At 63.3% G+C, this 15,313-nt stretch carries 10 protein-coding genes; 4 read left to right on the plus strand and 6 right to left on the minus strand.

Annotated elements, in window-relative coordinates:
• Position 1 precedes the first annotated feature (1 nt).
• From rlmD to ppc, 4 genes are all read left to right on the plus strand, one after another.
• A complete protein-coding gene (gene rlmD, locus KUW18_RS13300; protein ID WP_222561618.1) occupies positions 2 to 1,471 on the plus strand; it encodes a 23S rRNA (uracil(1939)-C(5))-methyltransferase RlmD in 1,470 nt (489 codons plus the stop codon).
• Positions 1,464 to 3,722, plus strand: a complete 2,259-nt coding sequence (gene relA, locus KUW18_RS13305) for a GTP diphosphokinase (RefSeq protein ID WP_222163056.1) — start codon at positions 1,464 to 1,466, stop codon at positions 3,720 to 3,722. The genes rlmD and relA overlap by 8 nt, the downstream gene beginning before the upstream one ends.
• A complete protein-coding gene (mazG, locus tag KUW18_RS13310; RefSeq protein WP_206937661.1) occupies positions 3,719 to 4,627 on the plus strand; it encodes a nucleoside triphosphate pyrophosphohydrolase in 909 nt (302 codons plus the stop codon). Before relA ends, mazG begins: the two co-directional genes overlap by 4 nt.
• A 78-nt stretch (positions 4,628 to 4,705) precedes the next feature.
• A complete protein-coding gene (gene ppc / locus KUW18_RS13315; protein WP_222485469.1) occupies positions 4,706 to 7,354 on the plus strand; it encodes a phosphoenolpyruvate carboxylase in 2,649 nt (882 codons plus the stop codon).
• A 120-nt stretch (positions 7,355 to 7,474) separates the two neighbouring features.
• On the opposite strand, the gene KUW18_RS13320 is transcribed toward ppc, so the two are convergent.
• The 6 genes from KUW18_RS13320 to KUW18_RS13345 form a co-directional block, all read right to left on the minus strand.
• Positions 7,475 to 8,896, minus strand: coding sequence for a sigma-54 interaction domain-containing protein (locus KUW18_RS13320; protein WP_222238200.1), 1,422 nt, complete (start codon positions 8,894 to 8,896; stop codon positions 7,475 to 7,477).
• 94 nt (positions 8,897 to 8,990) lie between these two features.
• A complete protein-coding gene (locus KUW18_RS13325; RefSeq protein ID WP_222561619.1) occupies positions 8,991 to 10,583 on the minus strand; it encodes a sodium:solute symporter family protein in 1,593 nt (530 codons plus the stop codon).
• Positions 10,584 to 10,778: 195 nt separating this feature from the next.
• A complete protein-coding gene (locus KUW18_RS13330; protein ID WP_206937697.1) occupies positions 10,779 to 10,997 on the minus strand; it encodes a hypothetical protein in 219 nt (72 codons plus the stop codon).
• Positions 10,998 to 11,066: 69 nt separating this feature from the next.
• On the minus strand, positions 11,067 to 12,341 hold the full coding sequence (locus tag KUW18_RS13335; RefSeq protein WP_222561620.1) for a peptidase: 1,275 nt from the start codon (positions 12,339 to 12,341) through the stop codon (positions 11,067 to 11,069).
• Positions 12,342 to 12,606: 265 nt separating this feature from the next.
• Positions 12,607 to 13,863: a M20 family metallo-hydrolase gene (locus tag KUW18_RS13340; RefSeq protein ID WP_222561621.1), complete on the minus strand. Its 1,257-nt coding sequence runs from the start codon at positions 13,861 to 13,863 to the stop codon at positions 12,607 to 12,609.
• A gap of 319 nt (positions 13,864 to 14,182) precedes the next feature.
• Positions 14,183 to 14,872, minus strand: coding sequence for a hypothetical protein (locus KUW18_RS13345; RefSeq protein WP_222561622.1), 690 nt, complete (start codon positions 14,870 to 14,872; stop codon positions 14,183 to 14,185).
• Between the last annotated feature and the right edge of the window lie 441 nt (positions 14,873 to 15,313).

A 15,313-nucleotide genomic window follows, 5' to 3' on the forward strand; every position in this document is an offset into this window, starting at 1 on the left:
CGTGGGATTGGGAAAACGCCGTCCGCCGCGTCGTGCCTCTGGTGGCTCTGGACTTTCCGGCCAGCAGGCCAGGGAGCGTCAAGCGGCTCCGTCGCAAGCTGCCAAGGGAATGGCACACCAGGAGCTGGCGCAAGAAGGCCTGGTCGACGTTCACGGCCTGGCCCATGATGGCAGAGGAATTGCCCGCGGCGCGGACGGCAAGACGGTCTTCATCGACGCCGCCCTGCCCGGCGAGCGCGTCGAGGTGGCGGTTCACCTGACGCGCAAGCGTTTTGATGAGGCGCATGTACGCCAGCTGATTAACCCCTCGCCGGACCGGGTTACGCCACCGTGCCCCTACAATGACCGCTGTGGCGGCTGTGATTTGCAGCACCTGTCTCGCAGCGGTCAGCGCCGGCACAAGGCCGCGGTGTTGTCCGATCTGCTGGCTCGCCAGGGGATCCAGGCAGAGATCGACAATATCGAGGTGCTGGCGACCGATACCGAGGGGTATCGGCGTCGCGCGCGTCTTGGCGTCAGGGTCGATGCCGAAGGTGTCGTCCACATGGGCTTTCGTGCCAGGCGCAGTCACCGCTTGGTGTCGGTGACCTCGTGCACCGTGTTGGTGCCAGAGCTGGCGGCACTGCTGCCAGCGTTGCACCAGCAGCTGTCGGCCCTGGCATCACCCCGACTGGTGGGACACGTGGAACTTCTCGCCAGTGACGATCAGGTGACCTTGGTGGTCCGCCAGCTGCGCGAGCATGCGCAAGATCTCGACCTCTGGCAGCAATGGGCAGAGCACCACGGGGTGGCCCTGGCGCTGCTGTCCGGCCGGCAGTCTCCGTCCTTCGCCTGGGTGATCGAGCCCCGCGCCGCGCTCACCGTGCAGGTGCCATCCGCCCAGGGCAGCATGGCTCTGGGGATTGCGCCTGGCGATTTCCTGCAGGCCAATGACGAGGTCAATCGACTGATGGTGGCGACCGCCCTGGCGTGGCTCGGCGCGCCTGGGGCGCCAGACGAGCCCCTGTTGGACCTGTTCGCGGGCATCGGCAATTTCAGCCTTCCCCTGGCGGCGGCCGGGTATCAGGTCGCGGCCTGGGAGGGCGCTGCGCAGATGGTCGAGCGCTTGCACGACAATGCCCAGCGCGTTGGCGTTGATGTGGCGGCCGGCCAGGCCAATCTGCATGACCAGACCCAGGTGGAGAGGCTGTTGCAAGACCCGTCCATCGGCGTGGTGGTGCTTGACCCGCCCCGTGATGGCGCCGAGGCATTATGTCGGGCACTGGCCAAAAGTACGGTGCCCAAGGTCTTGTATATTGCTTGCGATCCCTCCACCCTTTCTCGCGATACGGCACATTTGTTGCAGGGAGGCTATCGTCTGCGACGAGTGGCCATGGCAGACATGTTCGTGCACACCTCGCACCTGGAGTCGATGGTGTTGCTCGAGCGTCCAACGTCGTCGCCACGCCAAGGAGTCAGGAGAGATGGTTAAAGTGCGGGAAGACCAGCCGCTGAATGCGGAGGGTCGGGTCGATATCGACCAGTGGGTGGCGCGGCTGCAGGAGGATGTCAAACTCGCTGACGCCAGTGAGCTTGCTGAGGCCTGCCGCTTGGCGGAGTCGCTGGAGCAGACGTCGGAGCGCCCCCACAAGTCCTGGCTGAAGGATGGCTCAAGCTTCCGCATGGGGCTCGAGATGGCGGACATTCTGGGTGAGCTGCGGCTGGACCAGACCGCCATCGAGGCGGCGGTGCTCTATCGCGCTGTGCGTGAGAAGCTGATCCAGCCCGAGCAGGTGGCCAAGCGCTTCGGTGATGAGGTTGCCCGCTTGATTCAAGGCGTGCTGCAGATGGCTGCCATCAGCAACACCCAGACCAGCACACCGGGGCTGCAGCAGCAGGATCAGCAGGATAATCTGCGCAAGATGCTGGTCAACATGATCGATGACGTTCGCGTGGCATTGATCAAGATTGCCGAGCGTACCTGCGCCCTTCGTCAGGTTCGGGACGCGCCGCGGGAGAAGCAGGTCCGGGTCGCTCGAGAAGTCTTCGATATCTATGCACCGCTGGCGCATCGTCTGGGCATCGGTCACCTCAAGTGGGAGCTCGAGGACCTGTCGTTCCGCTACCTCCATGAGGACGACTACAAGACCGTGGCGCGGCAGTTGGCCGAGAAGCGCCTGGACCGTGATCGGTATATTCAGGAAGTGGTGGACACCCTCAAGACGTTGATGTCGGCGCAGGGTATCCATGATTTCCAGGTGGATGGGCGGGCAAAACATATCTTTTCGATCTGGCGCAAGATGAAGCGCAAGCGGATCGACTTCTCCCAGGTCCATGACGTTCGCGCGGTCCGCATTCTGGTGCCGAGCGTCCAGGACTGCTACACCATGCTCGGTATTGTCCATTCCCGCTGGCACACGGTGCCGGACGAGTTCGACGACTACATCGCCAATCCCAAGAAGAACGGCTACCAGTCGCTTCATACGGCGGTCATCGGTCCGGAAAACAAGGTGCTCGAGATCCAGATTCGCACCTTCGCCATGCACGAAGAAGCGGAGCTGGGCGTGTGTGCCCACTGGCGCTACAAGGGCCACGACACCAACGCCCGCAGCGACAGCTACGAAGAGAAGATCGCCTGGCTGCGCCAGGTGCTGGAATGGCACGAGGAGGTCGGCGAGTTCGGCGATCTGCGAGAGGGCCTGACCAGCGATGTAGCTCCGGATCGCATCTATGTGTTCACCCCGGATGGTCATGTCATCGACTTGCCACGGGTCGCCACCCCCATCGACTTTGCCTACCGGGTGCATACCGAGGTCGGGCATCGCTGTCGCGGTGCCAAGGTCAACGGACGCATTGTGCCGCTGACGTACAAGCTCAAGACTGGCCAGCAGGTGGAGATCCTTACCGCCAACAAGAGCGCGCCAAGCCGTGACTGGCTCAATCCGAATCTGGGTTTCGTGCGCACTTCCAGGGCCAGGGCCAAGATTCAGTCCTGGTTCAAGCACCAGGCCAGAGACCAGAACGTCGAGGAAGGCAAGGCACTGTTCGAGCGTGAGATGAAACGTCTCGATGTGCACGACATGGATCTGGACACCCTGGCGAAGAAGGTCAACTACGCCAACGCAGATGACATGTATGCTGCGCTTGGCGCCGGGGATCTGCGCATCGGTCAGGTGCTGCATCAGGCCCAGCAGCTGTTCGGCGACAGCGACGAGCAGGAACACCTGGACCGACTGCTGGCCAAGCAGCGTCAGCGTCCCGCCAAGACCCCGGATGGCGACATCACGGTGCTGGGGGTGGGCAATCTCAAGACCAACATGGCCAATTGCTGCCATCCGATGCCCGGGGAGCCGATTGTCGGCTTTATTACCCAGGGGCGTGGGGTGTCGATTCATCGTCAGGACTGTCCCAATATCCTGCAACTGAGGGTCGACGAGCCCCAGCGGGTCATTGAAGTCGAGTGGGGGTCGCGGGCGAGCAACCAGTATCCGGTCGACATCGAGATCCTTGCCTGGGACCGGTCCGGCCTGCTGCGGGATGTCACTGCCGTGCTGGGCCAGGACAAGGTCAACGTGCTGTCGGTGAATACGCGCACCGATACCGACGATGGCATCGCCAGACTGTCGATCACCGCCGAGGTGGATGGTCTGGAGACGCTGGAGCGACTGTTCTCGCGGATCCAGCAGTTGCCCAACATCATCGAGGTCAAGCGCAAGCGCGCCCAGGGGAGGTCGCGAGGATGAGTCGACGCTACGACATCGACGATCTGCTCACGCTGATGCGCGTGCTGCGGGACCCTCAACAGGGCTGCCCGTGGGACGTCAAGCAGCACTGGGACTCCATCGTGCCCCACACCCTGGAGGAAGCCTACGAGGTGGCTGACGCCATCGAGCGCCGGGCGTTTGACGAGCTTCCTGGTGAGTTGGGGGATCTGCTGTTTCAAGTGGTCTACTACAGTCAGTTCGGCCGCGAGGAAGGGCGTTTCGATTTCCATGATGTGGTGCATGTGCTGACCGACAAGATGCTCAAGCGCCACCCACATGTGTTTGTGGACGGCACCCTGGAGTCTCGCCGGCAGGGTGAGTCCGCGGCCGAGGTCGAGACGCGTCAGGTGAAGTCGCGCTGGGAGTCGCTGAAGGCGGCCGAGCGGGAGAGCCGTGCCGAGGGCGAGGCCCGTCATGTATCGGCGCTGGATGATGTGCCGCGCACACTGCCTGCCCTCAGCCGCGCGTCCAAGTTGTCCAAGCGCGCGGCGCGGGCCGGCTTCGACTGGCCCGATGCGGCTGGAGTGATGGACAAGCTGGAGGAAGAACTGGCCGAGGTGCGCGAGGCCCTGGAGGCCGGCGATCACGACCACGCGGCCAGTGAGGTGGGGGATCTGCTGTTTGCCACGGTCAACCTGGCACGCCGGCTTGGCGTCGACCCGGAGGCCTGCCTCAGGGGCACCAACGGACGCTTCGAACGGCGCTTTCGTTATATGGAAAGGGCACTGGTGGAGCAGGGCACGGCGCTGGAGCGTGCCTCCCTCGAACAGATGGAAGAGCGCTGGCAGGAGGCGAAGCGGCTGGAGCGCGAGCAGCCAGAACGCAAGCAGCCAGAACGCGAGCAGGCCTCGCCGCCACACCAGGGCTTGGCTGGCGCCGACTGATCCACGGGCACCTTACCACCACAACGTAGTGGGGCCGGCGTCAGGGGTCCCGCTGGACACAATAGACAAGGAGACCCCATGAGCCACGACCTGCACGAATCCCTGCGTGACAACGTCCGCATTCTTGGTGACAGCCTGGGACGCACGATTGCCGATGACCTCGGCCCGGGGTTTGTCTCGCGCATTGAAACGATTCGCGGACTGGCCAAGCGGGGACGCCAGGGAGAGGAGGCCGGCCAGCAGGAACTCATCGAGTATCTGCGTCGCCTGCCGGAGAAGGACCTGTTGCCGGTCACCCGCGCCTTCAATCAGTTCCTCAATCTGGCCAACATCGCCGAGCAGCACTACCGCGCGCGCTTTCGTCGGGTCGAGGACTACAAGCCAGGGATGCAGCCGGTACTGGGCGAACTGCTCGAGCGGGCGCGCCAGGAGGGTCATACCCCGCGCAAGCTGGTCGAGACGCTGGCCAACATGCGCGTCGAGCTGGTGCTGACGGCGCATCCGACGGAGGTCATCCGGCGCACGTTGATCCAGAAGTACGACGCGATCGATGACTGCCTGACCGCGATCGAATCCTCTGGTGAATACCCCGAGCGCGCGGCACGGGCCAAGGGGCGGCTCGAAGAGTTGATCAGCCAGGCCTGGCACACCGACGAGATTCGCCACGATCGGCCGACCCCGGTGGACGAGGCCAAATGGGGCTTCGCGGTGATCGAGAATTCCCTGTGGCAGGCGGTGCCGGATTTCCATCGAGACCTCGACAACCTGTTGCTCGAGAGCGCCGGTGAGCGCCTGCCGCTGGACGCTGCGCCGCTGCGCTTCGCTTCGTGGATGGGCGGCGATCGCGACGGCAACCCCAATGTCACCGCCCGGGTTACCCGGGAAGTGCTGCTGCTGGGGCGCTGGATGGCGGCGGATCTCTATCTGCGTGATCTCGAACAGCTCAAGATCGAGCTGTCCATGTGGAGCACCAACAGTGCCCTGCGTGCCGAGGTCGGCAATGTCGCTGAGCCCTATCGGGAGCTGCTCAAGCGCCTGGTGACGAAGGTCGAGGCGACCCGCGACTGGGCCAAGGCAGAGCTGGACGGCAAGAGCTACGACGGTGGGCCGATCATCGAGACCCGTGATCAGCTGTATGCGCCGCTGCTGGCCTGCTATCGCTCGCTGTGTGACGTCGGCCTGGACACCATCGCCAACGGCGTGCTGCTGGATACCCTGCGCCGAGTGGCGGTATTTGGCGTCACCCTGACCAAGCTGGATCTGCGCCAGGAAGCCGGACGTCACGCTCAGGTGATGGAAGAGCTGACTCACGACCTGGGGCTTGGCAACTATCGCGACTGGAGCGAGGAGCAGCGCCAGGCCTTCCTGCTGGCGGAGCTTGAATCCGCGCGGCCGCTGATTCCGCGTCGCTGGGAATGTTCGGCGGAGACCCGCGAGACCCTGGACACCTTCCAGGTGGTGGCCGCCGAGCATGGCGAGGCACTGGGCACCTATATCATCTCCATGGCAGGCCAGCCCTCGGACGTGTTGACGGTGGCACTGCTGATGAAAGAAGTCGGCGGTCGCGTGGGCATGCCCATCGCGCCGCTGTTCGAGACCCTCGATGACCTGAACCGTGCGGGCGATGTGATCGACCGGCTGCTGGCGTTGCCTGGCTATCGCCAGTTTGCAGGTGACAGTCAGGAGGTGATGATCGGTTATTCCGACTCGGCCAAGGATGCCGGGCAACTGGCAGCGGCCTGGGCGCAGTATCGCGCCCAGGAAGCGCTGGTCGACGTGTGTCAGCGGCACGCGGTCGATCTCACCCTGTTCCACGGTCGCGGTGGTACCGTGGGTCGCGGCGGTGGTCCTTCCCACGCGGCGATCCTGTCGCAGCCGCCGGGGTCGGTCAACGGCAGCCTCAGGGTGACCGAGCAGGGCGAGATGATTCGCTTCAAGTTTGGCCAGCCGGACATTGCCCTGCGTTCCATGGAAATCTATGCCTGCGCGGTGCTCGAGGCCTCGCTGCTGCCGCCGCCCAAGCCCAAGCCCGCCTGGCGTGACGAGATGGACCGGCTGGCCGAGATCGCCCACGGTGCTTATGTCGGCGTGGTGCGCAAGGATCCGGACTTCGTGCCGTACTTCCGCGCGGTCACCCCGGAAGGTGCGCTGGGTCGCCTGCCCCTGGGCTCGCGTCCGACCAAGCGGCGCCAGGATGGTGGCGTCGAGACCCTGCGCGCCATTCCCTGGATCTTCGCCTGGACCCAGATTCGCCTGATGCTGCCCGCCTGGCTGGGCACCGGCGAGGCCTTCGCCACGCGCCTGGCCGAACCAGGTGGCCTGGATGTCCTGCAAGAGATGCGTGAGCAGTGGCCCTTCTTCGGTACCTACCTGGATATGCTGGAGATGCTGCTGGCCAAGGCCGACGTGGAGCTGGCGGCCTACTACGAGCATCGACTGGTCGACGAACCCAGTCTCGAGGCGCTGGGTCAGCGGCTGCGGGAGCGTTTCCGCAAGCTCCATGAAGAGCTGCTGAAGATCCTCGACCAGCAGGAATTGCTGGAGAAGACGCCGTTGATTCGTCAGGCCATCGAAGTGCGCAACCCGTACATCGATCCGCTGCACGGCTTGCAGGCCGAACTGCTGCAGCGTAACCGTGACGCGGACGGTGCCATCAGCGCGGATCTGTCCCGTGCCCTGATGGTCACCATGGCAGGTATCGCCGCCGGGCTGCGTAACACCGGCTGACGACGAGCATGTAGCGCGCTGTTAGCGATGCCCACACTATCTGCCCGGCCATATGGCCGGGCAGATAGTGTGAGGTGCAAGGTATGCCAGCCCACAGGGATATGCGCTCAACTGAGGCCTTCACCCCTTCCTGAGGCGGCGCATCAACCAGGATTGGCTGACTCCCAGTGCCTCGGCGGCCTTGCGCGTGCTGCCATGCTGTTCGAGGGCCTGATCGATGGCCGCCCGCTCCAATGCCGTCAGGCGCTCAGGTAGTGGCCGTGGGTCACTGTCTTCAAGCGTTGCCAGCAACGCGCCGTGGGACGTCGTGGCATCAGCGGCGGTACTCGGCTCCAGTTCGGGTAGGTCCAGGGCCAGATCGGCCACGCCGATGGTGCTACCTTCGCAAAAGACGCTCATGCGCTCCAGCAGGTTCTCCAGTTCGCGCACGTTACCCGGCCAGTGATAGCGGCTCAGCGCTCTCAAGGCGGCTCGTTCAAGGCTCAGGTGACGCTTGTGGCGTTGTGCAATGTCCTTCAGCAGCTGCGTGGCAAGGCGGGGTATGTCCTCGGGGCGCTCGCGCAGTGGCGGCACCTCGATGGGCACGATATTGAGGCGATAGAACAGGTCAGGGCGAAAGCTTCCGTCCTGGACCCGGGTCGCCAGGTCAGCATTGGTGGCAGCCACGATACGCACGTTGGCCTTCTGCACCTTGCCCCCCAACGGGTGGTACTGACGTTCCTGCAGCAGTTGCAGCAGCTTGGGTTGCAGCGGCAGCGGCAGCTCACCGATCTCGTCGAGAAACAGCGTGCCGCCTTCTGCCAGGGCGACATAGCCGACGCGACCATCACGATGGGCGCCGGTAAAGGCGCCACTGCGGTGGCCGAACAGTTCGGCCTCCAGCAGCGCTTCGGGGATGGCGGCGCAGTTGACGTGAATCAGCGGTTTGTCGGAGCGCGGGCTGTACTGGTGCAGGCGATTGACCAGCCAGCTCTTGCCGACCCCGGTTTCCCCCGTGACCAGCACGGTGGTATCGCTGGCGGCGGCTCGGTCCAGGCGTTCGAGGCACTGGCGATAGCGCGGACTGCGGCTGGGTGAGGCCGGACTGGTCTCGCTGGCGACCTGCTCTTGGCGAATGCGCTTGAGCTGGTGCATGACATGGTCAAGCAATGCTTGCGTGGTGTCCGGGGAGCGGGAGGCCAGCACGTCACGGTCCAGATTGCGTGTCTGTACCAGCACGGCATCGGGCTCGGCGGGAGAGCCTGAGTTCAGGCAGAACAGGCTGCCGTTCACCAGATAGTCCTTGCCGCGATAGCGGTGCACGACACTGACGGGCCTGCGTTCATCGATCACGAAGCGGGTGACCGACGGAGAAAACACGCCTTCCTGCTCCAGGGTATAGACGTCGCTGGCATACAGCCGTGCTTCGGTGGTCTCGAGCTGGGACAGGCTGGCCTGGTTGACCCACAGCACGCGTCCCTCGAGGTCAGTAATGAAAATGCCATCCTCGAGTGCATTGAGGATGGCCAGCAGTTGATCGGGCATGAGGGTGCCGTGGTTCATCGAGGCTCCGGACAGTGACCAGGTGGGTCATGGTGTGCCCGGAGCGAGCGTTAGTAAAGGTGGGAGAGGGGCAGAGCAGCCCCTCAGCCTGCTGTTACAGCCCAAGCTGGCTGAACAGGTAGCCCCACAGCGCGCCGGCGATGACCACGAACAGCACCATGATGAACCACACCTGGCGGTATTCGCGGATAAGTTCTTTGGCTCCGTTCGGGCGGGCCAGGATGTCGCGGATGGTGGTGTCGGACAGCCGCCGGGCGCGGATGTCGTCGAACACCTTCAACTCATAGTCCGAGGGCTGGCTCTTGAGTCCCACGGCAATCAGCGCCAGGGTGCCGAGCAGAATGGCGACCTGCAGGTTGTCGATGTGCAGCGGCAGTGCCAGCAGACCATGACGTTCCAGTTCGCCCACCACAATGAAGGTGATCGAGCCCACCAGCATGCAGGCCAGCGCGGCGTTGGCGCTCATCCGGCGCCAGTGGAGCGCAGCCACGATGGTCGGCAGCCAGGCCACGGCGAAGATGGCACCGGCATAGATGGAGATCCAGTAGATGCCGGCGGGGCGCGAGATCGCCACCGCGCAGACGATCAGTGCCACCACCGCCTGGGAGATGCGACCCAGGACGACCCCCTTGCGCTCGCTGACCTGGCGGTCAAACAGCTTTTCGTAGAGGTCTCGCGCCAAGGCAAAGCCTGTCAGCACGAACAGGGTGGACGCCGTGGACATGATGGAGGCCATCAGACCCGCCAGGCCGATGCCCGCCAGGGTCGGATTGGTGTGTTCCATGAAGCCGACAATCATGGCCCGGTCAGTCGGCTCGATACCCGGCTGGATGACTTGCATGGCGGCGGCGGCAAGAAACACCAGCAGCTGCATGGCGGGGGCAAAGAACACCCCGATCACCGCGACCTTAAGGATCACGAAGTCGTTCTTGGCCGGAAACACGCGGGAGACCAGTGCAGGGGTACAGGCGAAGAACAGGATCCACACCAGGAACTGCGAGATGGACCAGCCCAGCGGACGCTCATTGGCGCCACCGATGGTCCAGAAGCCGGGCAGCGTTTCGCCAAGGCCCTTCATGGCATCAAAGCCCGCATCGCCGATCAGTAGCGGGGCAATGACGAAGGCTATGGCCAGCATGGTGAAGAACATCATGGTGTCGGTGTAGACGACGCCATACATGCCGGACAGCGAGCAGAAAGCCAGCAGGGCCAGGGTGAAGGCGACGATGATCACCGGGAACGGGATGTCGATGATCTCGGCCAGTACCAGGCCCGCACCAATCAGCTGGATGATGCCATAGCCGAGCAGGCCCACGACCATCAGGATCAACGCCACCACGCTGACCCATTTGTTGTTAAAGCGATAGTCGAAGAAGTCCATCATGGTGCGGCAGTTGAGCGCCTTGAGCTTGCGCCCGATGAAGACCACCGCGATCAGGGTGCCGACCCAGGCACCGAAGGAGCCTAGCGCCGCGATCACCAGGGGCCCCTCGCTGTAGGAAATGCCGGCGATGCCCATCAGGGTCACCGCACTCAGGAAGGTCGCAGCCAGGGTGCCGACGATCAGCAGCGTCGAACCCTGCTCGCCCATCACATAGAAGTCGTCCTTGTTCTTGATACGACGGGCGAGCAGTGCCGCCACCGCCACGTAGGCGGTGAGTACGGTAGCGAAGATTGCCAGAGTCATGGCAGGTCTCTCTTGTTACAGGTTGTGGTTGTGTCAGGGAAATGCGGCAGCAAATGCCTGCGCCGCCAATTCGCCGCGCTGCCAATTCACTGCGCTGCCAATTCGCTGCGCTGCCAATTCGCTGTGCTGTGGGCGCTTGGCGTCTCGTGGCGCTGGACCGATGTCTTCAGCACTTCCCTTGGGTTGGCAAAGGGGTCAGCCCCGGGAAGTCTCGGGCTGTGGTGACGGGCTCCTGGTTTGCTGAGGGCTGGGCTGCCCAGATTGAGGCGCGCTGTCGGGTTGAGCGCCTTGCTTGAGCCGGCGAATGGTCGGGCGATACTCCCTGACCAGAATGACGCCGACAATCGCGACGGAAAGTGCCGTCGTGAGGAAGGCGTTGGCAAACAGAAACAGCACGTGGGGGTGGAAATCCATCGAAAAGCCTCTTGTTGTGGGGCGGGTATAGCGCGCACGCCTAGCCCGTCTTGTCATCGGGTCAGCGGATCAGGTGTCGGCCAGTTCACACCAGTCCATCAAGGTCAGCGCCATGATTTCGGCCACGGCAAAGACATCGTCCAAGCGAATGTGCTCATCGGGATGGTGGGCCAGTCGAGTGATGCCTGGGCCGAACACCAGCGCCGGAATGCCGTACTGGGAAAGCAACCCGCCATCGGTTCCCCAGGGCGAGGCCTGCACCGCCGGCTGGCGGCCGTGGACCCGCTCGAAGGCATCGGCGAGCTGTGTCACCAAGGGGTTGTCCATATCGATGCCCCCTGGCTGCCAGCAGGCACCGTAGAAGGTGACGTCTACCGGGTAGTCGATGAACCAGTCGTCCACCTCTGCCAAGGCTGCCATGGCGTCCCGCAGGGACTGTTCGGCAGCCGCCACGGTCTCACCGGGGCCGACACCGATACGGCCTTCCATGGTGATATCGTCCGGCACGCTGGACGGCCAATCTCCACCGGCGATGCGGCCGAGATTGATCGGCAGAGGAATCGGTACACCGGCGTAGAGAGGGTCATCCAGCTCGGCGTTGCGGCGTGCCTCCAGGGCCTGGATCGCCTGAATCACGGGAACGCTTTTCTCCAGCGCGCTGACGCCCTCATAGCGGGTGCCGCCATGCGCCTTGACCCCGGACACCGTCAGCCTGAACCAGCGCGACCCTTGCTGGCGCGGAAACAACTTCTGCTCGCTGGGCTCGGGGATCAGCGCCGCATCCGCGGTGTAGCCTCGCTCCAGAGCCGCCAGGGTACCAGCGCCGCCAGCCTCTTCCTCGACCACGCTTTGCACAATGACGTCGCCCTTCAGGCGGATGCCCAGTGCCATCAGGGTTTCCACCGCTATCAAGGCAGACAGGTTACCGCCTTTCATGTCGGTGACGCCGCGACCGAACAGGCAGCCGTCGCTGACATGGCCAGAGAAGGGGTGATCCTGCCACTGGTCATGATCACCCTCCGGCACTACGTCGACGTGGCCATTGAGGATTAGCGAGCGGCCACCGCCAGTGCCTTTCCAGGTGCCCACGACATTGGGGCTACCGGCCAGGCTATCTCTCTGGCAATGGAAGTAGGGGTTGTCAGCGAGGGTGTCGATATCGATTTCCCACAGGTCGGTATCCAGCCCCAGCGCTTGGTAGCGCTCAGCAATGCGCTGCTGATAGTGCTGCTCGTGGCCGGGAAGCGTCGCCTCCTGAACCCATTCGCTCAGTAGTGAGATGTAGTCATCACGCCGTTCGTTGATGAGCGTGCGAATCTGATCATGCATCGAGACACTGCTCATGGGAGCCAGACTCCCTGTTGGGTTGTCGTTGTAGGGACCATCGTTGTAAAGACCATTGTTGTGAAGACTGTTGCTGTGAAGATTGCTGTGAGGACTGTGGCTGTGAACGAGTGTGACGGGGAGGCCCGCCGCCATGAAGATCATGGAGCGGATCGTCGTAGCGGTGGTTGGCGTTGTGAGCGAGGGGACAGCGCATCTCTGCCCACCTCGCTAGAGCTCGTTTGAGTCTATATCAACTCATTTGAGTCGAATTAGACTCGATTGCTCAGCTATCCTCACGCTCGGCCCTGGCGATGACGGCATCGCACAGCAGCTGGGTACCCAGTGCACAGTGCTCCGGCTCCGCGTACTCTGCCTCGTTGTGGCTGATGCCGTCGCGGCAGGGCACGAAGATCATGACCGTCGGGGTGACATGGGACAGGTGCACCGCATCGTGGCCTGCGCCACTCATCATGCAGGGAGCATCGAGTTGACGGGCCTCGACGGCATCGCGCAAGGCGTCGATCAGCACCGGGTCAAAGGGCGTGACCGGGGAATGCCAGCGCCGCTCGAAGCTCAGCGTCACGCCCTCGGCCTCGGCTGACTCGTGGGCGATGCGCTCAAGCGCAGCGTCCAAGGCGTCAAGCTCGCTATCGCTGACATGACGCAGGTCGATCGTCAGCTCCACCTCACCGGGCACCACGTTGCGGGAAGGCTCGATGACCTTGAAGTCTCCCACCGTCAAGCGCGCGGCACCTTCGGAGTCGGCCATGACCTCCTCGCGCATGCGCTGTATCAACCGAGTGGCAGCCAGCAGCGGGTCGTGCCGGTAGCTCATCGGGGTGGGGCCAGCGTGGGCCGACTGTCCCGTCAGATGGATGTCGTACCAGCGAATACCTTGCACGCCGGTGACGATACCCACGGCATGGCCTTGTTCCTCAAGTACCGGTCCTTGCTCGATATGCAGCTCGAAGTAGGCGTCAAGGTCGGGTTCGCCCAAGGCTTGATCGCCGGCCTCGCCGCAGGCCTCGATGGCGTCGGCCAGGGTGATGCCCTGGCTGTCCTTGGCGTTGAAGAAGGTGGCGGCGTCAAGGCGGCCGGACCATACGCCACTCCCGCCCATGGCAGGAGCGAAGCGGCTGCCTTCCTCGTTGGTCCATACGATCAGTTGCAGTGGACGCCGGGTGACGATGTCGCGCTCATGCAAGCTGCGCAGTACTTCCAGGCCGCCAAGCACGCCGAGAATGCCGTCGAATCGGCCTCCCAGGGGCTGTGTATCCAGGTGGCTGCCCATGGACACTGCCGGCAGGTCGTCCTCGCGGCCACTGCGTCGGATAAACAGGTTGCCTGCCTTGTCCCGGCTCCAGCTACAGCCGATGGCTTCAATCCAATCCAGCAGCAGACGCCGGCCTGCTGCGTCTTCCTCAGTCATGGCAAGTCGCCGGTTGCCGCCGTTGGGTGACGGGCCGATCTTGGCCATTTGCATCAGGCTGTCCCACAACCGCTGGGCATCGATATCGACAGGGCGCGACGAAGACGTCATGGCAGCAATTCCTTGTGATGTTGTGTTATGCCACAGCATCTAGCGAATCATGGGCCATTTCGAGAAAAAGATTTATGAAACAATGAGATAAAGTATGTCGCATGGCGCGACTTACGACTGAAAGTGGCTCATGGTTGCCGCGTCAAGCCTCTGTGAGTCGATATCGACTCAGAGATGGGTGTCCTATTCAGGGCAAGCAGGTCTTCAGCTGCCTCGGGGGCGTCCGCGAGTGGGCGAAGTGGTGGGAGAGCGCTGGGAGCGTGCTGGCAAAGTGCTGACGAGTGCAGCAGAGGACCTTCCGATGGACCCCGGGATAGGGTCAGAAGGGCAAGTGAAAGGAGGCGGTGATCATGTTCAGGTGCTCCAGCTCGCGGTCATCCACTTCCTCGAACTCGACCTGCCCGATCCAGCTGGAAGTCATCCAGCGGGCACCAAATCCCTGCACCCGGGTAGAGCCGCTGGTGGAGTCGAAGGTGTTGCGCCCGGTAACTGGATCGCTGATCCATTGTGCCATACCGGTCTTGCCGTAGACCCCGAACTGTCCGATCCGGTAGCCGGCCACCAGGCTGCCACCCAGGCTGGTAACGTCCTGCACGTGTTGACTGTCGCTGGCGGTCATGGGGACATCGTCGCTATGTCGATAACGCAACTCGGCGCCCAGGTCCCAGCCGGACACATCTTCTGGAGCCATACCGGCTGTCAGGCGGAATCCAGAGGTATAGCCGTCAGGTGTATGTACCTTGTCACCCTGTACCAGCACGCCGCTGTCGAGTCTGACGATTTCTTGACCCATGCCAGAAAAGGCCGGTGTCGCCCCCTGGCCCGCGTCGTTGTCAGCCAGGGTGGACGTGGTGGTGTTTTCGTTGGCGCAGACCCCTTGGGCCGCCAGCGTCAGCAGGCTGACCAGCAGGAACAGGGTGATCGAGCGTCTCCGCGCGAGCGGTGAGCGTGATGGCGAATCGCTGTGGGCGATGCGCGTGGGTGACATCAAGAAGCGTGGAGCTGTCATGATGGTTGTCCTGGCGGAGCCTCTCCGCTAATGGCGACCCTTCCTGGGGCGGGTCGTGCCTCGTTGTTACAGGCCCCGTGCACGCTGCCGTGCTCGGCGGGGCCGGAATCTCTGCTGCTTGACGACTGTCGCTCTTCACAAGCGCCGCTCTCAACAAGCGTCGCTCTTCACAAGCGCCGCTCTTCACAAGCGCCGCTCTCAACAAGCGTCGTTTTCTACGACGCACCGCCAAGGAGGTAGCGCGTGGCGACTGTGACGAATCTTGAGCCGTCACCGGACAGCTACTATCCCCGGACTGCCTCTATCGCCAGACAGCTACTATCACCGGACGGCCTCTATCACCTGACAGTCTCTGTCGCCGGACTGTCATCATCGGCAGAGCCTTGCTGAGCATGGATAGCCATTCACTATAGACAGTAGCGACCGTAGTATCTACGACTA

Origin of the sequence: Halomonas sp. DP5Y7-2 (genome assembly GCF_019802025.1) — a bacterium.
GTDB lineage: Bacteria > Pseudomonadota > Gammaproteobacteria > Pseudomonadales > Halomonadaceae > Halomonas > Halomonas litopenaei_A.